At 51.6% G+C, this 18,606-nt stretch carries 15 protein-coding genes and 2 tRNA genes; 11 read left to right on the top strand and 6 right to left on the bottom strand.

The window, feature by feature from the left end; all coding sequences use genetic code 11:
* The first annotated feature begins 224 nt into the window (after nt 1-224).
* A complete protein-coding gene (gene gltX, locus FEK66_RS08430) occupies nt 225-1,640 on the top strand; it encodes a glutamate--tRNA ligase (protein WP_130207364.1) in 1,416 nt (471 codons plus the stop codon).
* A 52-nt stretch (nt 1,641-1,692) separates the two neighbouring features.
* Here the strand turns inward: gltX and FEK66_RS08425 are convergent, their stop codons facing one another.
* A complete protein-coding gene (locus FEK66_RS08425; RefSeq protein ID WP_130207362.1) occupies nt 1,693-2,085 on the bottom strand; it encodes a YfeC-like transcriptional regulator in 393 nt (130 codons plus the stop codon).
* Between the two features lies 1 nt (nt 2,086).
* Nucleotides 2,087-2,446, bottom strand: a complete 360-nt coding sequence (locus tag FEK66_RS08420) for a YfeC-like transcriptional regulator (protein WP_130207360.1) — start codon at nt 2,444-2,446, stop codon at nt 2,087-2,089.
* A gap of 220 nt (nt 2,447-2,666) precedes the next feature.
* Here FEK66_RS08420 and FEK66_RS08415 point away from each other — a divergent pair.
* From FEK66_RS08415 to FEK66_RS08400, 3 genes are all read left to right on the top strand, one after another.
* A tRNA-Ala gene (locus tag FEK66_RS08415) sits at nt 2,667-2,742 on the top strand.
* Nucleotides 2,743-2,781: 39 nt separating this feature from the next.
* A tRNA-Ala gene (locus FEK66_RS08410) sits at nt 2,782-2,857 on the top strand.
* A 208-nt stretch (nt 2,858-3,065) separates the two neighbouring features.
* Nucleotides 3,066-5,255: a sensor domain-containing phosphodiesterase gene (locus tag FEK66_RS08400; RefSeq protein ID WP_130207356.1), complete on the top strand. Its 2,190-nt coding sequence runs from the start codon at nt 3,066-3,068 to the stop codon at nt 5,253-5,255.
* A gap of 227 nt (nt 5,256-5,482) precedes the next feature.
* Here FEK66_RS08400 and nupC read toward each other — a convergent pair whose 3' ends face one another.
* Nucleotides 5,483-6,685: a nucleoside permease NupC gene (gene nupC / locus FEK66_RS08395; RefSeq protein WP_064526382.1), complete on the bottom strand. Its 1,203-nt coding sequence runs from the start codon at nt 6,683-6,685 to the stop codon at nt 5,483-5,485.
* A 335-nt stretch (nt 6,686-7,020) separates the two neighbouring features.
* Here nupC and FEK66_RS08390 point away from each other — a divergent pair, with 335 nt between their 5' ends.
* Nucleotides 7,021-8,259: an Nramp family divalent metal transporter gene (locus FEK66_RS08390; protein ID WP_130216878.1), complete on the top strand. Its 1,239-nt coding sequence runs from the start codon at nt 7,021-7,023 to the stop codon at nt 8,257-8,259.
* Between the two features lie 142 nt (nt 8,260-8,401).
* On the opposite strand, the gene ypeC is transcribed toward FEK66_RS08390, so the two are convergent.
* Both ypeC and FEK66_RS08380 read right to left on the bottom strand, forming a co-directional pair.
* Nucleotides 8,402-8,728 (bottom strand): DUF2502 domain-containing protein YpeC, encoded by a 327-nt coding sequence (gene ypeC, locus FEK66_RS08385; protein WP_130207352.1) that lies wholly within the window; start codon nt 8,726-8,728, stop codon nt 8,402-8,404.
* A gap of 114 nt (nt 8,729-8,842) precedes the next feature.
* Entirely contained in the window at nt 8,843-10,099 is a 1,257-nt protein-coding gene (locus tag FEK66_RS08380; protein ID WP_135494794.1) for an ion channel protein, read from the bottom strand.
* A 204-nt stretch (nt 10,100-10,303) separates the two neighbouring features.
* Here FEK66_RS08380 and glk point away from each other — a divergent pair, with 204 nt between their 5' ends.
* The 6 genes from glk to ptsP all read left to right on the top strand — a co-directional run bounded on the left by glk (nt 10,304) and on the right by ptsP (nt 17,741).
* The gene (gene glk, locus FEK66_RS08375) at nt 10,304-11,269 is read left to right on the top strand and encodes a glucokinase (protein WP_130207348.1); all 966 of its coding nucleotides are present in this window, start codon (nt 10,304-10,306) and stop codon (nt 11,267-11,269) included.
* 218 nt (nt 11,270-11,487) lie between these two features.
* Nucleotides 11,488-11,814: a PTS fructose transporter subunit IIB gene (locus FEK66_RS08370; protein WP_000038455.1), complete on the top strand. Its 327-nt coding sequence runs from the start codon at nt 11,488-11,490 to the stop codon at nt 11,812-11,814.
* A 21-nt stretch (nt 11,815-11,835) separates the two neighbouring features.
* Nucleotides 11,836-13,083, top strand: a complete 1,248-nt coding sequence (locus FEK66_RS08365; protein ID WP_135494792.1) for a PTS fructose transporter subunit IIC — start codon at nt 11,836-11,838, stop codon at nt 13,081-13,083.
* A gap of 15 nt (nt 13,084-13,098) precedes the next feature.
* Nucleotides 13,099-14,184, top strand: a complete 1,086-nt coding sequence (gene ypdF / locus FEK66_RS08360; RefSeq protein WP_135494790.1) for an aminopeptidase — start codon at nt 13,099-13,101, stop codon at nt 14,182-14,184.
* Nucleotides 14,184-15,221, top strand: a complete 1,038-nt coding sequence (gene ypdE, locus FEK66_RS08355; protein WP_135494788.1) for an aminopeptidase — start codon at nt 14,184-14,186, stop codon at nt 15,219-15,221. Before ypdF ends, ypdE begins: the two co-directional genes overlap by 1 nt.
* Before the next feature lie 24 nt (nt 15,222-15,245).
* Nucleotides 15,246-17,741: a phosphoenolpyruvate--protein phosphotransferase gene (gene ptsP, locus FEK66_RS08350; RefSeq protein WP_131162068.1), complete on the top strand. Its 2,496-nt coding sequence runs from the start codon at nt 15,246-15,248 to the stop codon at nt 17,739-17,741.
* A 2-nt stretch (nt 17,742-17,743) separates the two neighbouring features.
* On the opposite strand, the gene FEK66_RS08345 is transcribed toward ptsP, so the two are convergent.
* Complete coding sequence (locus tag FEK66_RS08345; protein WP_135559773.1) at nt 17,744-18,601, bottom strand: AraC family transcriptional regulator; 858 nt, start codon at nt 18,599-18,601, stop codon at nt 17,744-17,746.
* Nucleotides 18,602-18,606 lie beyond the last annotated feature (5 nt).

The following is an 18,606-nucleotide window of genomic DNA, read 5'->3' as shown; positions in this document are numbered from 1 at the left end:
AAATGAGTCAACGCATTTTCTAAAGAAATTGTTTGTTCGTCGTAAATTTAAGCAAGGTGATCGCAAAACAGACCGCGTTGCGCAATTTGTCAACGAAAACAATAATGCGTAAGGTAGCAACCCGAACTACATTGAGGAATCAGGCGGGAGTGATAGAATATCGCCCACTCAATTTTTCCAGGATTTGCCGGTTGTCGGCATCTTTCTAAACGTAAGGCCATTTCATGAAAATCAAAACTCGCTTCGCGCCAAGCCCAACAGGCTATCTGCACGTTGGCGGCGCGCGTACTGCTCTTTACTCCTGGCTTTTTGCACGTAACCACGGCGGTGAGTTCGTGCTGCGTATTGAAGACACCGATCTTGAGCGTTCCACGCCGGAAGCTATCGAAGCCATTATGGATGGCATGAACTGGCTGAGTCTGGAGTGGGATGAAGGCCCGTACTTCCAGACCAAACGTTTCGATCGCTATAACGCGGTGATCGATCAGATGCTGGAAGAGGGTACTGCCTATAAATGCTACTGCTCTAAAGAGCGCCTCGAAGCGCTGCGTGAAGAGCAGATGGCAAAAGGCGAGAAGCCGCGTTATGACGGCCGTTGCCGCCACAGCCATGAACATCACGCTGATGATGAACCGTGCGTTGTACGTTTTGCTAACCCACAGGAAGGTTCCGTTGTTTTTGACGATCAGATCCGTGGTCCGATCGAGTTCAGCAACCAGGAGCTGGATGATCTGATTATCCGCCGTACCGATGGTTCTCCGACCTATAACTTCTGTGTGGTGGTTGACGACTGGGATATGGAAATCACTCACGTCATCCGTGGTGAAGACCATATCAACAACACGCCGCGCCAGATCAACATCCTGAAAGCACTGAAAGCGCCCGTACCGGTTTACGCGCACGTTTCTATGATCAACGGTGATGACGGTAAAAAATTGTCCAAACGTCACGGTGCAGTCAGCGTAATGCAGTACCGCGACGACGGCTATCTGCCAGAAGCACTGTTGAACTATCTGGTGCGTCTGGGCTGGTCTCACGGCGATCAGGAAATCTTCACCCGTGAAGAGATGATCAAGTACTTCACCCTGAATGCCGTCAGCAAATCTGCCAGTGCGTTCAACACTGACAAACTGCTGTGGTTGAACCATCACTATATTAACGCGCTGCCGCCGGAGTATGTGGCTACTCACTTACAGTGGCACATCGAGCAGGAAAATATTGATACCCGTAACGGTCCGCAGCTTGCTGAGCTGGTGAAACTGCTGGGCGAACGCTGCAAAACGCTCAAAGAGATGGCGCAAAGCTGCCGTTATTTCTACGAAGATTTTGCTGAGTTTGATGCCGATGCTGCGAAAAAACATCTGCGTCCGGTAGCGCGTCAGCCGCTGGAAGTAGTGCGCGATAAACTGTCTGCTATCACTGACTGGACGGCGGAAAATGTTCACCACGCAATTCAGGCAACGGCGGATGAGCTGGAAGTGGGCATGGGTAAAGTTGGTATGCCGCTGCGTGTCGCCGTTACCGGTGCGGGGCAGTCTCCGGCGCTGGACGTTACCGTTCACGCGATCGGTAAGACACGTAGCATTGAGCGTATCAACAAAGCGCTGGCCTTTATTGCTGAACGCGAAAATCAGCAGTAATTAGCGTATAAAAAGATAAACGGCAGGAGATAATATCCTGCCGTTTTTTTATTTATGCTGATTCGTCAATATCGAGACGGGCGAGGAAATTGCGAATTCCTTCACGTGACAAAAATTGCGCGACTTTTTCCTGCTCAATGTCAGTCATATTATCTAGCGCGTTGATAATTTGTCGATACGCCGGGGCGCGTGCTCCAGGAGCGTATTCAGCAATTCTCTCTTCAGCTTCCATCAACATTGGTGTGTTATGGAACGCAGGCGTGTTCTGAATAAACTCGCAAACCTGCGAATCGACCAGAATAAGTCTGGCACGACCTCCTTTCACGCCGGGAAATTTTTCCGTTCTCCAGCCTTTTTCTCTGATCCAACGGTTAACAGTTTGTTTAGCCACACCCAGGCATTCCGCCAGCTCTTCGGTGGTCATTTTATTACGTAATCTTTTCATATTATTTGCTGTCGCGAATCCCTAAGCGTTGTAATAATCCGATAATCCCTTCCCGCAGAAGCAAGGATGTAAACTGTTTTTGTTCAAGAGGCGTCATCTCTTTCGCCAGCGTCACCAGCAGCACTTCAAGAGGCGTATCGGCAGACAGTTCAGGTGCCTCTCTTTGATCGTCCGGACGTTCTGCATTACGAATATATTCACGAACTTGTTTATTGACGTGAATCAGCCGGGCCTTGCCACCCTGGACACCTGGTTTTGGTGATGTCGTCCAGCCTTGCTTGCGTACCCATTTATTAATGGTCTGGCGGCTATAACCGGTCAGCCTGGCAAGTTCATCTGGCGTCATCCTCTCCTTGAACATAACAATTCCCTGAATGATTGCGGGTCTATTAGTGGTTCATTTTATAACACCACTTTACAAGAAACCGTGACAGGAATAACTACTGAATGCGAGCGACTATCCAAAATAGTTCATTTGCCTGATTTTTCAGCGATTGAAACTACGCCTTGCAATTTGCCGTTGACACATTCGGGCGGAATTCATATGATGCCGCCCGTCAACTCGACAAGCTTTACGTGATGGGGCTATAGCTCAGCTGGGAGAGCGCCTGCTTTGCACGCAGGAGGTCTGCGGTTCGATCCCGCATAGCTCCACCAAATTTTGCACCCAGCAAATTTGGTACGTAAACGACTCGTGGGGCTATAGCTCAGCTGGGAGAGCGCTTGCATGGCATGCAAGAGGTCAGCGGTTCGATCCCGCTTAGCTCCACCAAATTTCAAACCCTCGCTGCGAAGCGGGGGTTTTTTGTCTCTGCTTTTTGCCGCTTTTGTAATACAGTCTACCTTCCAGGTTAGTGTTGCCTGTTGGAAACATCATTGGATGAAATATCGGCAACAGGTCGGTCCCTGTTTGCTTCGCGATGCGAATAAACATATTATTTGTGTGCCTTAAAACCCCGATCAGTGAGAGTAGTGTACTCATGTTTGTGGAGCATAACCTGATAAAAAATATCAAGATATTTGCACTAGCGTTTACGCTCACCGTGGTACTTATTCAGCTATCCCGTTTTATCTCGCCACTTGCTGTTATCCATTCCAGCTATATTTTCCTGGCGTGGATGCCACTGTGCGTAATGCTGTCAATCTTGTTTATCTTTGGCTGGCGCGGTGTCGTTCCTGTTTTATGCGGGATGTTTTGCACCAATCTGTGGAACTTTCATCTCTCTTTTTTACAGACCGCGGTCATGCTCGGTAGCCAGACGTTTGTCGTGTTGTGTGCCTGCGCAATATTACGCTGGCAGCTGGGGACGCGTTGGCGTTATGGATTGACCAGCCGATATGTCTGGCAACGTCTGTTCTGGCTTGGTTTGGTGACACCGATCGGCATCAAATGCAGCATGTATCTTGTGGGGAGCTTCTTTGATTTCCCGCTAAAGATATCTACCTTTTTCGGCGATGCGGATGCCATTTTCACGGTCGTTGATTTGCTAAGCCTTTTCACCGCAGTGCTGATTTACAACATGCTTTTTTACTATCTCACCCGCATGATTGTAAGTCCCCACTTTGCACAGATATTGTGGCGTAGGGATATCGCTCCGTCGTTGAGCAAAGAGAAACGCGCATTTACCTTAAGCTGGCTGGCAGCTCTTAGCGTGTTGCTACTTCTGATGTGCACACCGTATGAAAATGACTTTATTGCCGGTTATCTGGTACCTGTTTTCTTTATCATCTTTACCCTCGGTGTCGGTAAGCTTCGCTATCCGTTTTTAAATCTCACTTGGGCTGTTTCAACGCTTTGCCTTCTGAATTACAACCAGAACTTTTTGCAAGGGGTACTAACCGAATATTCGCTGGCATTTATTCTCGCAGTGCTGATTTCCTTTAGCGTTTGCCTGCTCTATATGGTACGCATTTATTATCGTAGCGAATGGCTTAACCGTCGCTGGCATTTGCAGGCACTGACCGATCCGTTAACGCTATTACCCAACTTTCGCGCACTGGAGCAATCGCAGGAGCAAGAGGCTGGTAAGAGTTTTTGCTGTCTGCGCATTGATAATCTTGAGTTTATGAGTCGCCATTACGGGTTAATGATGCGCGTTCATTGTATTCGCTCAATTTACCGTACATTGCTGCCGTTGATGCAGGAAAACGAAAAGTTGTATCAATTGCCGGGGAGCGAATTGCTGTTGGTACTGACCGGGCCGGAAACGGAAGGGCGGTTACAGCATATGGTTAACATTCTCAACAGTCGGCAAATCCACTGGAACAATACCGGGCTGGATATGGGCTATGGTGCTGCCTGGGGACGTTTTGACGGTAATCAGGATACTCTGCAGCCAATGCTGGGGCAGTTAAGCTGGCTGGCGGAGCAATCCTGCGCACATCATCATGTGCTGGCGCTGGACAGCAGAGAGGAGATGGTTTCCGGGCAGACCACTAAACAGGTGCTATTGCTGAATACCATTCGCACGGCGTTAGATCAGGGTGATTTGCTTCTCTACGCCCAGCCAATTCGCAACAAAGAGGGTGAAGGTTATGATGAGATCCTCGCGCGACTGAAGTATGACGGCGGCATTATGACCCCGGATAAGTTTCTGCCCCTTATTGCTCAGTTTAACCTTAGCGCGCGATTCGATTTACAGGTGCTGGAATCCCTGCTGAAGTGGCTGGCAACCCACCCTTGTGACAAGAAAGGCCCGCGCTTTTCAGTCAATTTAATGCCGCTCACTCTGCTGCAAAAGAATATCGCCGGGCGAATTATTCGTCTGTTTAAACGTTACCGTGTCTCCCCGGAGGCTGTGATTATTGAGATCACCGAGGAGCAGGCGTTTTCTAACGCAGAAAGCAGTATGTACAATATCGAACAACTGCATAAGTTTGGCTTCCGTATTGCGATTGATGACTTTGGCACAGGCTATGCCAACTACGAACGGTTAAAACGTTTGCAGGCTGATATCATCAAGATTGATGGCGTCTTCGTTAAGGATATCGTCACTAATACACTGGATGCGATGATAGTGAGATCAATTACCGATCTGGCGAAAGCGAAGTCATTGAGTGTGGTCGCGGAGTTTGTCGAGACGCAACAGCAGCAGGCGCTATTGCATAAGCTCGGGGTGCAATATCTGCAAGGGTATTTAATTGGTCGCCCGCAACCATTAGTTGATTAACAGGCGTAAAAATGCCGGGGAATTATCCCCGGCATTTGAGGTTGATGACAAACGGACAATTGCCTGATGCGCTGCGCTTATCAGGCCTACATGGAAACACAATTTATTGAATTTGCGTTGTTTTGTAGGCTGGGTAGGGCGTTCACGCCACATCCGGCATAAACAGAGCACACTTTGTCAACAAACTGAAGCCGGGGAATTATCCCCGGCTTTTTTAATGGATTCGCTTACAGTACCAGTGCTGCGATTGACGCAGACAGCACACTCACCAGCGTAGAGCCGTAAACCAGTTTCAGACCGAAGCGAGAAACCACGTTACCTTGCTCTTCGTTCAGGCCTTTAACGGCACCTGCGATAATCCCGATAGAAGAGAAGTTAGCGAAGGATACCAGGAACACAGAGAGGATACCTTCAGCACGCGGAGAGAGCGTGGACGCAATTTTCTGCAGATCCATCATCGCAACGAACTCGTTGGAAACCAGTTTGGTCGCCATGATGCTGCCTACTTGCAGTGCTTCACTGGAAGGAACACCCATCACCCATGCAATCGGATAGAAGATGTAGCCCAGAATGCCCTGGAAAGAGATGCTGTAGCCAAACCAGCCAGTCACGGTAGCAAACAGAGCGTTCAGTGCAGCGATCAGGGCGATAAAGCCGATCAGCATTGCGGCAACGATAATGGCCACTTTGAAGCCTGCCAGAATGTATTCGCCCAGCATTTCGAAGAAGCTCTGGCCTTCGTGCAGGTCGGACATCTGAATGTTTTCTTCGCTGGCATCAACACGGTAAGGGTTGATCAGCGACAGCACGATAAAGGTGCTGAACATGTTCAGTACCAGCGCAGCAACTACGTATTTCGGTTCCAGCATCGTCATGTATGCACCAACGATGGACATAGAAACGGTGGACATCGCCGTGGCTGCCATGGTGTACATACGATTACGGGAGATTTTGCCGAGGATATCTTTATAGGCGATAAAGTTCTCGGACTGACCCAGAATCAGGGAGCTGACGGCGTTAAAGGATTCCAGTTTGCCCATGCCGTTGACTTTGGAGAGCAGGAAACCAATTGCACGGATAATCACCGGCAATACGCGAATGTGCTGGAGAATACCGATCAGCGCAGAGATAAAGACGATTGGGCATAGCACTTTCAGGAAGAAGAATGCCAGGCCTTGATCATTCATGCTACCAAAGACGAAGTTAGTCCCTTCGTTGGCAAATCCGAGCAGTTTTTCGAACATTTCGGAGAAGCCTTTCACGAAGCCCAGACCAACGTCGGAGTTCAGGAAGAACCACGCCAGTAACACTTCGATAACAAGCAGTTGAATAACATAACGGATACGAATTTTTTTGCGGTCGCTGCTTACCAGCAGTGCGAGAATCGCAACAACGGCAAGTGCCAGTACAAAATGAAGGACGCGGTCCATATTTGCTCCAAATATGAGGCAGGTTAAATTTCCGTGCACATTCTATGTAACATGGGTAAGGAAAACGAGATCTGACACACACTATAATGACGTCCTGTGACAAGCTTCAAAAATAGTGACCTGTCATACATATTTGCTATGTTGTGTATGGAAGCTGAAAGTTATGTAAATGTGCTAACATTAAACATAATTATAACATTCAAATCATCAATCTTTTCGTAGTCATAATCCTGGTCTATCAGAGAAATCACCACAATTCATTTAAATGAATTTGATAATCATTCTCGTTTAGCATGGCATGAAACATAGCAAAGGCTATGTTTTAGAGGCACAAGATGACGAACTATCGCGTTGAGAGTAGCAGCGGTCGGGCAGCGCGCAAGATGAGGCTCGCATTAATGGGACCTGCGTTCATTGCGGCAATTGGTTATATCGATCCCGGTAACTTTGCGACCAATATTCAGGCGGGCGCCAGCTTCGGCTATCAACTGCTGTGGGTGGTCGTCTGGGCCAACCTGATGGCAATGCTGATTCAGATCCTCTCGGCCAAACTCGGGATTGCCACTGGTAAAAATTTGGCGGAGCAAATTCGCGATCACTATCCACGTCCGGTAGTCTGGTTCTATTGGGTCCAGGCGGAAATTATTGCGATGGCGACCGATCTGGCGGAATTTATTGGTGCGGCGATCGGTTTCAAACTCATTCTTGGTGTTTCTTTATTGCAGGGGGCGGTGCTGACAGGTATCGCCACTTTCCTGATTTTAATGCTGCAACGTCGCGGGCAAAAACCGCTGGAGAAAGTGATTGGTGGGCTTCTGTTGTTTGTCGCGGCGGCCTACATTGTTGAGCTGATTTTCTCCCAACCGAATCTGGTGCAGTTGAGCAAAGGTATGGCGATACCGAGTTTACCGACCTCGGAAGCGGTCTTCCTGGCGGCTGGCGTGTTAGGGGCGACGATTATGCCGCATGTGATTTATCTTCACTCTTCGCTTACCCAGCATCTACACGGTGGTTCACGCCAACAACGTTACTCTGCGACTAAATGGGATGTGGCGATTGCCATGACCATCGCTGGCTTTGTCAATCTGGCAATGATGGCAACGGCTGCCGCAGCGTTTCATTTTTCTGGTCATACTGGTGTTGCCGATCTTGATGAGGCTTACCTTACGCTGCAACCGCTGTTAAGCAATGCTGCGGCAACGGTTTTTGGTTTAAGTCTGGTGGCGGCGGGGCTTTCGTCAACGGTAGTGGGTACGTTGGCAGGGCAGGTGGTGATGCAGGGGTTCATTCGCTTTCATATTCCGCTGTGGGTACGCCGTACGGTAACCATGCTGCCGTCATTTATTGTCATCCTGATGGGATTGGATCCGACACGGATTTTGGTTATGAGTCAGGTGCTGCTCAGTTTTGGTATTGCTCTGGCGCTGGTGCCGTTGCTGATTTTCACCAGTGACAGCAAGTTGATGGGCGATCTGGTGAATAGCAAATGGGTTAAACAAATCGGCTGGATGATTGTGGTGCTGGTGGTAACGCTGAATATCTGGTTGTTGGTGGGAACGGCATTGGGGCTGTAGTTGAATGAGCGTCGCATCAGGCACCACTGGCGGATGCGGCGTAAACGCTTTATCCGCCCTACGCGTTAAATGAAGTGGGTTTGTAGGCCTGATAAGAAGCGCAAGCGTCGCATCAGGCATTGTGCTCCATTAGCGAATGTGTTTAATGACGATGCCCATGTCCACGGCCTTTTCCGCGATGATCATCACGGTCGCTCCAGCCTTCGCGATAGCCACGCTCATACGCTTTACGCTTATCCCAACCACGGTGATAGCCATTATCATGACGCCACCAGCGGTTTTTACGCCATTCATAATTACGGTGCCAGTAGTCACGATCGCGCCAGTGGCCACCGTCCCAGTAGTTACCATAATTATCGCGATCGCCAATTTGTAATTTAATTGATGGCAGCAAGGTAATTTCACCTGCGTTTGCTGCAAGCGGGATAAATGCCATCAGGGCGGCCGCCAGAAACAGTGACCTGAACATTGTTATTCTCCTTCACGATCGAAGCCGTCAGCGGCCTGTTAACGCAATATTACGGGGAGGTAAAGCCCCGTTTCATCGCCATAACTCTTAAATCATAAGGGAGAGCATTTTTTGCTAAAGGTTATCGTGGGGTGGCTGTTGTTTTGGACGATTCACCATCATCATCGGTTTACCTGCCAGTAATAACCATGCCGGAAGCATGACGATACACAGTAGCGGTAACAATGTGGAATCAGGTACAACGACCGCCGCCATAAACAAACTTAGCCAGCCATCGCGCGTTACCACCAGTACGAGGCCGAGAATCGCGCAGGAGACGGTAATGGCCGCTGGAACGGCGGGAACGTGCGCATGCAACATCAAACCTAACGCTACGCCGACAAATACCGCCGGGAAGATTCGCCCGCCGCGAAACCCGCTGGCGGCGGCAATGACCAGGGCGGCAAGTTTGATTACCGCCAGCAATAAGTAATCGCTGGTGCTGAAAGCCTGATTTGTCACCATCTGCTGCATCTCGTCCAGCCCTTTAAATAGCGAAACAGGCCCACCAATAACACCCAGAATACCGAGAATAAACCCGCCAACCCCCAGCATGAGGACCGGATTTTTAATCTGATGCATCATCGCGTGCACCCGTGGGAAACACCACACTGCAACCATACCTGCCGCAATGGCGATCGCCGTCACAATTGCACCACTGATGATGTCTGCTAACTGCATCTGTCCGTAATGAGCAATGGGCAGCGAAAAATGAGGATGGAAAAACAATCCGGTGGTTAGCGCACCAGCCGCCGCTGCCATTAACGGCGCAAAGAGACGATCCCAAAGTGGAACGTCGTGGCTGCCATTTAAGGTTTGCGAAAATATCAACGCCGCCGCAACAGGTGTGCCAAACAGTGCGCCGATGGTGCCCGCAGAGGCTAAAATAGTCCACTCCATCCGGTTCACTCGTGGTAACAGACGCGCGCCAATCGCTACCGCGAGGGCGATATTGACGGTCATAATGGGATGTTCCGGCCCAAGACTGACGCCGCCAGCAAGACCGAGAATTAATGCTACGATCAGTCCTGGTAGCGCAGAGGGAGGGACTGGCGCGCCTATCAGCGCTTCACTGGCAGGATCCGGCCCGGCATGACCCCGGCTGAAACGGATGACTAGCCCAACAGCAGCCCCTGTCAGCGTTAAAATTCCGATGATCCAGAGCGGTGAATCCTGGGCTATCCCCAGACTTCCCGGCAGTCGTTGCCAGAGCAGATTCTGTAATACCGAGGCGATTTTCATTACCACCATCAGAATAAGACTGGACGCAATCCCAATTGCCAGAGCGGGGAGCGATAATAACAACATGGTTCTGGCTCGCGGATGGAGCATGTTCTATTCCTTTATGCGGGTTCAGATATTTAGTTTGCCCAGCTTGCACAAAGACATCGCTGCAATTGATGCTGAAACGATAAAGTAAATGTGTGACCCAGATCGATATTTACAGGGAGCCTGCCTTTTCGGCGTTGTTGTTATGCCCCCACGTATTTACAGTGTGAGAAAGAAGTATTTTGACTTTAGCGGAGCAGTTGAAGAATGACAAAGTATGCATTAGTCGGTGATGTGGGCGGTACTAACGCACGTCTTGCTCTGTGTGATATTGCCAGTGGTGAAATCTCGCAGGCTAAAACCTATTCAGGGCTTGATTATCCCAGCCTGGAAGCGGTCATTCGCGTTTATCTTGAAGAGAATAAAGTCGAGGTGAAAGATGGCTGCATCGCCATTGCTTGCCCAATTACTGGTGACTGGGTGGCAATGACCAACCACACCTGGGCGTTTTCGATTGCCGAAATGAAAAAGAATCTCGGTTTTAGCCACCTGGAGATTATTAACGATTTTACGGCGGTTTCGATGGCGATCCCGATGCTGAAAAAAGAGCATCTGATCCAGTTTGGCGGCGCAGAACCGGTTGAAGGTAAACCTGTCGCGGTGTACGGTGCCGGGACAGGGCTTGGGGTCGCACATCTGGTCCATGTCGATAAACGCTGGGTAAGCCTGCCTGGTGAAGGCGGTCACGTTGATTTTGCGCCAAACAGTGAAGAAGAAGCCATTATCCTTGAAATACTGCGCGCGGAAATTGGCCATGTCTCGGCTGAACGCGTGCTCTCTGGCCCTGGACTGGTGAATTTGTATCGCGCGATTGTGAAAGCGGACAACCGCCTGCCGGAAAATCTCAAGCCAAAAGATATTACCGAACGCGCGTTGGCTGACAGCTGCACCGATTGCCGCCGCGCGTTGTCACTGTTTTGCGTCATTATGGGGCGTTTTGGCGGCAATCTGGCGCTCAATCTCGGAACATTTGGCGGCGTCTATATTGCGGGCGGTATCGTTCCGCGTTTCCTTGAGTTCTTCAAAGCCTCCGGTTTCCGTGCCGCTTTTGAAGACAAAGGGCGCTTTAAAGATTATGTTCATGATATTCCGGTCTATTTAATTGTGCACGATAACCCTGGGCTTCTCGGTTCCGGTGCACATTTACGCCAGACCTTAGGCCACATTCTGTAAATCCTTCCTGTCATATCGGGAGGTGACTCTCCCGATAATCTTTTAAATCAATCAGTTAATTCAATTTTTCTTTGTGTCTCTTCACAAGGCCGACCTGCGTCACACTTCCGCACTACGGGATTAATTCTCCAGTAAATGCATTATTTGTCTGGTAACGGCTATTTGTTTTGCACGTTCATAATTTCATTCGTCAACTATAAACGAACGAGGAAATAACGATGAGTAAGAAACTGATTGCCTTATGTGCCTGCCCAATGGGGCTGGCTCACACCTTTATGGCCGCCCAGGCGCTGGAAGAAGCGGCGGTGGAAGCCGGCTATGAAGTGAAAATTGAAACTCAGGGTGCGGATGGCATCCAGAACCGCCTGACGGCGCAGGATATCGCCGAAGCGACAATCATCATTCATTCCGTGGCAGTAACACCAGAAGATAACGAACGTTTCGAATCACGCGACGTTTATGAAATCACTTTGCAGGACGCAATTAAAAACGCTGCGGGCATCATCAAAGAAATCGAAGAGATGATTGCCGCTGAACAACAGTAATATTCGACAGGGATAATTGTTATGGCCATTAAAAAACGCAGTGCAACCGTTGTGCCTGGCACATCCGGTGCGGCAGCGGCAGTTAAGAATCCGCAGGCCTCTAAAACCAGCTTCTGGGGTGAACTCCCGCAGCATGTGATGTCAGGGATTTCACGCATGGTGCCGACCTTAATTATGGGCGGTGTGATCCTCGCTTTCAGCCAGCTGATTGCTTATAGCTGGCTTAAAATTCCCGCAGACATCGGCATTATGGATGCTCTTAATAGCGGGAAATTTTCCGGTTTCGACCTCTCCTTACTGAAATTTGCCTGGCTGTCGCAGTCCTTTGGCGGCGTGCTGTTTGGCTTTGCCATTCCGATGTTTGCCGCTTTTGTGGCGAATTCTATTGGCGGCAAACTGGCGTTCCCGGCTGGGTTTATCGGCGGGTTGATGTCTACCCAGCCCACGCAACTGCTGAACTTCGATCCCAGCACTATGCAGTGGGCGACCTCTTCACCAGTCCCGTCTACCTTCATTGGTGCGCTGATTATTTCTATCGTCGCGGGTTACCTCGTGAAATGGATGAACCAGAAAATCCAGTTACCGGATTTCCTGTTAGCGTTCAAAACCACATTTTTGCTACCGATTCTTTCCGCCATTTTTGTCATGCTGGCGATGTACTACGTGATCACGCCGTTTGGTGGCTGGATCAACGGCGGGATCCGTACCGTGCTGACCGCTGCTGGTGAGAAGGGCGCGCTGATGTACGCAATGGGCATTGCTGCGGCGACCGCAATCGACTTGGGTGGTCCAATCAACAAAGCAGCTGGTTTCGTCGCCTTCAGCTTTACCACCGACCATGTATTACCAGTCACCGCGCGTTCTATCGCTATTGTTATTCCGCCGATTGGTCTGGGTCTGGCGACCATTATCGATCGTCGCTTAACTGGCAAACGCCTGTTTAACGCCCAGCTTTATCCGCAGGGTAAAACCGCGATGTTCCTGGCGTTTATGGGGATCAGTGAAGGTGCGATTCCGTTTGCGCTGGAAAGCCCCATCACCGCCATTCCGTCCTATATGGTTGGCGCGATTGTCGGTTCCACTGCTGCTGTCTGGCTGGGCGCAGTGCAATGGTTCCCGGAATCCGCTATCTGGGCGTGGCCGCTGGTCACTAATCTGGGCGTCTATATGGCGGGGATCGCGCTGGGAGCAATCATTACTGCGCTGATGGTGGTGTTCCTGCGTCTGATGATGTTCCGCAAAGGCAAATTGTTAATCGATAGCCTGTAAGAAGGAAAAGTCCAGATGACATTACTCGCTTCGCTGCGCGACTGGCTTAAGGCGCAACAACTGGATGCGGTGCTTCTCTCCTCACGGCAGAACAAACAGCCGCATCTGGGGATCTCCACCGGATCAGGTTATGTGGTGATTAGCCGTGAAAGTGCGCACATTCTGGTGGACTCGCGCTATTACGCGGATGTAGAAGCCCGCACGCAAGGCTACCAGCTGCATTTGCTCGACGCGATGCACACGCTTGCCACCATCGTCAGGCAAATCATTGCCGATGAGCAGTTGCAAACGCTCGGTTTTGAAGGCCAGCAGGTGAGTTGGGAAACCGCGCACCACTGGCAGTCTGAACTCAATGCGAAACTGGTAAGCGCCACGCCGGATGTGCTGCGGCAAATCAAAACGCCAGAGGAGGTGGAGAAAATCCGCCTCGCCTGTGGGATTGCCGATCGTGGCGCAGAGCATATTCGCCGCTTTATTCAGGCGGGGATGAGCGAATGCGAGATAGCCGCTGAACTGGAGTGGTTTATGCGCCAGCAGGGCGCAGAAAAAGCCTCTTTTGACACCATTGTCGCCAGCGGCTGGCGTGGGGCGCTGCCGCACGGTAAAGCCAGCGACAAGATTGTTGCAGCAGGCGAGTTTGTCACTCTCGATTTCGGTGCGCTGTATCAGGGTTACTGCTCTGATATGACGCGCACCTTGCTGGTGAATGGCGAAGGGGTGAGCGCCGAATCTCACCCGCTGTTTAACGTCTACCAGATTGTCCTGCAGGCACAGCTAGCGGCAATCTCCGCGATTCGCCCCGGCGTGCGCTGCCAACAGGTTGACGATGCCGCGCGCCGGGTGATTACAGAAGCCGGTTATGGCGACTATTTCGGTCATAACACCGGCCATGCTATCGGCATTGAAGTGCACGAAGATCCGCGTTTTTCACCGCGGGACACCACGACGCTACAACCAGGCATGTTACTGACCGTGGAGCCGGGGATTTATTTGCCAGGGCAAGGGGGCGTGCGCATCGAAGATGTCGTGCTGGTCACCCCGCAAGGCGCAGAAGTGCTCTACGCCATGCCGAAAACAGTGTTGCTCACGGGAGAGGCATAATGGATTTATCGCTATTAAAAGCATTGAGCGAGGCAGATGCGATCGCCTCCTCGGAACAGGAAGTGCGGCAGATCCTGCTGGATGAAGCGGATCGCCTGCAAAAAGAAGTGCGATTTGACGGCCTGGGATCGGTGCTGATCCGCCTCAATGAATCGACAGGTCCGAAGGTGATGATCTGTGCGCATATGGACGAAGTGGGATTTATGGTGCGCAGCATCTCCCGCGAAGGGGCGATTGATGTGCTGCCAGTTGGCAATGTGCGCATGGCTGCCCGCCAGTTGCAGGCGGTGCGCATCACCACCCGTGAAGAGTGCAAAATTCCCGGCCTGCTTGATGGCGAGCGGCAGGGGAATGACGTTAGCGCCATGCGCGTGGATATTGGCGCGCGCTCGTATGACGAAGTGATGCAGGCGGGAATTCGTCCAGGCGATCGCGTCACGTTTGATACTACTTTTCAGGTTCTCCCTCACCAGCGGGTGATGGGGAAAGCCTTTGATGATCGCCTCGGTTGCTACCTGCTGGTGACTTTGCTGCGCGAGCTGCACGACGCTGAACTGCCTGCGGAAGTGTGGCTGGTGGCAAGTTCCAGCGAAGAAGTGGGCTTACGCGGCGGGCAAACCGCCACGCGTGCGGTGTCGCCGGATGTCGCCATTGTGCTTGATACCGCCTGCTGGGCGAAAAACTTTGATTATGGCGCAGCTAACCATCGCCAGATTGGTCACGGACCGATGCTGGTGTTAAGCGATAAGTCACTGATTGCGCCGCCAAAACTTACCGCCTGGATCGAAACTGTGGCGGCAGAAATTGGCGTGCCGTTACAGGCGGATATGTTCAGTAACGGCGGCACGGACGGTGGAGCGGTGCACTTAACCGGTACTGGCATATCCACAGTGGTGATGGGGCCAGCAACCCGCCATGGACATTGCGCCGCATCGATTGCCGACTGCCGCGACATTTTGCAGATGCAGCAGCTTTTATCTGCCCTTATTCAACGTCTTACCCGTGAGACGGTTGTTCAATTGACGGATTTCAGATGATCTCCTGATTAACCCGGAGCGGTTATGTTAACGATTCAATTTCTCTGTCCTTTGCCAAACGGTCTGCATGCTCGTCCGGCGTGGGAACTTAAAGAGCAGTGCAGCCACTGGCAAAGCGAAATCACCTTCATCAACCATCGCCAGAACGCGAAGGCGGATGCCAAAAGTTCGCTGGCGCTGATTGGCACCGGCACATTATTTAATGACAGTTGCAGCCTGAACATTGGCGGCAGCGATGAAGAGCAGGCGCGGCGCGTGCTGGAAGAGTACATCCAGGTGCGCTTTATCGACAGCGACAGCGTCCAGCCGACGCAGGCAGAACTGACGGCGCACCCGCTGCCGCGTTCATTAAGCCGCCTGAACCCTGATTTACTGTACGGCAATGTGCTGGCAAGCGGCGTCGGCGTGGGTACGCTGACCCTGTTACAGAGCAACAGCCTCGACAGTTATCGGGCAATCCCCGCCAGTGCGCAAGACTCCACCTGGCTGGAACACAGCCTGGCAACGCTTGCCGAGCAACTGAACCAGCAGTTGCGCGAGCGTGACGGCGAAAGCAAAACTATCCTCAGCGCCCATTTGTCGCTGATTCAGGATGATGAATTTGCAGGGAATATCCGTCGCCTGATGGCAGAACAGCATCAGGGGCTGGGAGCGGCGATCATCAGCAATATGGAGCAGGTTTGCGCCAAACTTTCTGCCTCTGCCAGCGATTATCTGCGCGAGCGGGTCAGTGACATTCGTGATATCAGCGAACAGTTGCTGCATATTACCTGGCCGGAACTGAAGCCGCGTAATAATCTGGTGCTCGAAAAACCGACCATTCTGGTGGCCGAGGATTTAACCCCTAGCCAGTTTTTGAGCCTCGATTTAAAAAATCTTGCAGGCATGATTCTGGAGAAAACCGGACGCACCTCGCATACTCTGATTCTGGCCCGCGCCTCGGCGATCCCGGTTTTGAGCGGCCTGCCGCTGGATGCGATTGCCCGTTATGCCGGACAACCGGCGGTGCTTGACGCCCAATGTGGCGTGCTGGCGGTAAATCCTGATGACGCGGTGAGCGGTTATTATCAGGTTGCGCAGACGCTGGCGGATAAACGTCAGCAGCAACAGGCGCAGGCCGCCGCGCAGCTGGCCTATTCCCGTGATAACAAGCGTATTGATATTGCGGCGAATATTGGCACTGCTCTGGAAGCACCAGGCGCGTTTGCTAACGGCGCGGAAGGCGTCGGGCTGTTTCGTACCGAAATGCTCTATATGGATCGTGACAGCGCGCCGGACGAACAGGAGCAATTTGAAGCTTACCAGCAGGTATTACTGGCGGCGGGCGACAAACCGATTATCTTCCGCACGATGGACATCGGCGGTGATAAAAGCATTCCTTACCTCAACATTCCCCAGGAAGAGAACCCGTTCCTCGGCTATCGCGCGGTACGTATTTATCCGGAATTTGCTGGCCTGTTCCGCACTCAACTGCGGGCGATTTTGCGCGCTGCCAGTTTCGGCAACGCCCAGTTGATGATCCCGATGGTCCACAGCCTTGATCAGATCTTATGGGTGAAAGGTGAGATCCAGAAAGCGATCGTTGATCTTAAGCGCGATGGCCTGCGTCATGCAGAAACGATCCCGTTGGGGATCATGGTTGAGGTGCCGTCGGTATGTTACATCATCGATCACTTCTGCGATGAGGTCGATTTCTTCAGCATCGGCTCTAACGATATGACCCAGTATTTGTATGCGGTCGATCGTAATAACCCGCGGGTATCGCCGCTATATAATCCGATCTCGCCATCGTTTCTGCGCATGTTGCAGCAGATAGTTACCACTGCGCATCAGCGGGGCAAATGGGTAGGTATTTGCGGTGAACTGGGTGGTGAAAGCCGTTATCTGCCGCTTCTGCTTGGGCTGGGCCTGGATGAGCTAAGCATGAGTAGCCCACGCATTCCGGCGGTGAAAAGCCAGCTTCGTCAACTGGATAGCGAGGCGTGTCGGGAACTGGCGCGTCAGGCATGTGAATGCCGCAGCGCGCAGGAAATTGAAGCGTTACTCACCACGTTTACGCCGGAAGAAGACGTTCGCCCACTGCTGGCGCTGGAGAATATCTTCGTTGATCAGGACTTTAGCAATAAAGAGCAGGCGATTCAGTTCCTGTGCGGTAACCTCGGCGTTAACGGGCGTACTGAGCATCCGTTCGAGCTGGAAGAAGATGTCTGGCAGCGGGAAGAGATTGTTACTACTGGCGTTGGTTTTGGCGTGGCGATCCCGCACACCAAATCGCAGTGGATCCGCCATTCCAGTATCAGCATTGCCCGACTGGTGAAACCGGTTGACTGGCAGTCAGAAATGGGCGAAGTCGAACTGGTGATCATGCTGACGCTGGGCGCTAACGAAGGGATGAATCATGTGAAAGTCTTCTCGCAGCTGGCGCGTAAACTGGTGAATAAAAACTTCCGCCAGTCGCTTTTCGCCGCAAGTGATGCGCAAAGCATCCTGACGCTGCTGGAAACGGAAATAACCTTCTAAACTTAGCCCTGAAAACGGGCGCTGTACTCTCCCGGCGTCAGGCCAAACTGACGCCGGAAGACGCGACAAAAATAGTCGCTATCCGGAAAGCCGCAACGCTGCGCCACTTCATGAATCGACAGATGATATTTCTGCAAAATCATCCTCGCTTTTGCCATTCGTACCCAGCGAACATACTCGATAAAACGCATCGTCCCATGCTGCGCAAACAGTTTTGACAGATGATTGGGCGTGATATTAAAAAATTGCGCCACGCTCTCGCGAGTGAGCGGCTGAGCGTAGTTATCCTGAACCCAGTTACAAATGCTGTGGTAGAGAAAATCGCTGCGCGGTTGCGAATTACCCGGTGGCATGTTGACCACGTTGCGGCAAAGATGCAGCAAACTTAACACCAACGGTTGAATGATACTCTGCTCCAGTGGCGAACGGCTAAGATGGGTGAGGGCGGTAAGCATCGCTTCACCTTCGCCGCGTTGCAGGCTGGGAAGCTGGATCTGGCGAGCAGGATGCAGTAACGACGTGGTGCGGCTATCGTAAAACGATAACCCCAGCCAGGTCGGCGCAAACACCAGGCTTAACAGCATTACCGGTTTGTGGTTGACCGGTAAATTAGCCGCGCGCGCCGGAATAAACAGCATTTCTCCTTCCACCATACGCTGCTGCTTTGCTTCCAGCAGATTGCCATATTCGCCGCGTAGCACAATATCCAGTCGGGGAAAATCAATACACAAACTGCCTACCGGCAGCGAGGCGGGCTGGCAGGCAAACCAGACGCGCCCAAGCAGTTGCGGGTTAAGCACCAGGCCGCTGAACAGATCGGCGAAAAATTGTTGATCGGCGGGCAAGCCTGCTGCTTTCATGAAAG

Source organism: Escherichia sp. E1130 (assembly GCF_005781065.1).
Taxonomy (GTDB): Bacteria; Pseudomonadota; Gammaproteobacteria; order Enterobacterales; family Enterobacteriaceae; genus Escherichia.
Note: the sequence above shows the minus strand (reverse complement) of the source record. Positions and strands in the feature narration are given on the sequence as shown.

Coding starts and splice junctions, on each gene's coding strand:
- ptsP (WP_131162068.1), top strand. CDS start 15,246: ATGTTAACGATTCAATTTCTCTGTCCTTTGCCAAACGGTCTGCATGCT.
- FEK66_RS08365 (WP_135494792.1), top strand. CDS start 11,836: ATGGCCATTAAAAAACGCAGTGCAACCGTTGTGCCTGGCACATCCGGT.
- FEK66_RS08380 (WP_135494794.1), bottom strand. CDS start 10,099: ATGCTCCATCCGCGAGCCAGAACCATGTTGTTATTATCGCTCCCCGCT.
- ypdF (WP_135494790.1), top strand. CDS start 13,099: ATGACATTACTCGCTTCGCTGCGCGACTGGCTTAAGGCGCAACAACTG.
- FEK66_RS08390 (WP_130216878.1), top strand. CDS start 7,021: ATGACGAACTATCGCGTTGAGAGTAGCAGCGGTCGGGCAGCGCGCAAG.
- glk (WP_130207348.1), top strand. CDS start 10,304: ATGACAAAGTATGCATTAGTCGGTGATGTGGGCGGTACTAACGCACGT.
- FEK66_RS08420 (WP_130207360.1), bottom strand. CDS start 2,446: ATGTTCAAGGAGAGGATGACGCCAGATGAACTTGCCAGGCTGACCGGT.
- FEK66_RS08370 (WP_000038455.1), top strand. CDS start 11,488: ATGAGTAAGAAACTGATTGCCTTATGTGCCTGCCCAATGGGGCTGGCT.
- FEK66_RS08345 (WP_135559773.1), bottom strand. CDS start 18,601: ATGAAAGCAGCAGGCTTGCCCGCCGATCAACAATTTTTCGCCGATCTG.
- gltX (WP_130207364.1), top strand. CDS start 225: ATGAAAATCAAAACTCGCTTCGCGCCAAGCCCAACAGGCTATCTGCAC.
- ypdE (WP_135494788.1), top strand. CDS start 14,184: ATGGATTTATCGCTATTAAAAGCATTGAGCGAGGCAGATGCGATCGCC.
- nupC (WP_064526382.1), bottom strand. CDS start 6,685: ATGGACCGCGTCCTTCATTTTGTACTGGCACTTGCCGTTGTTGCGATT.
- FEK66_RS08425 (WP_130207362.1), bottom strand. CDS start 2,085: ATGAAAAGATTACGTAATAAAATGACCACCGAAGAGCTGGCGGAATGC.
- ypeC (WP_130207352.1), bottom strand. CDS start 8,728: ATGTTCAGGTCACTGTTTCTGGCGGCCGCCCTGATGGCATTTATCCCG.
- FEK66_RS08400 (WP_130207356.1), top strand. CDS start 3,066: ATGTTTGTGGAGCATAACCTGATAAAAAATATCAAGATATTTGCACTA.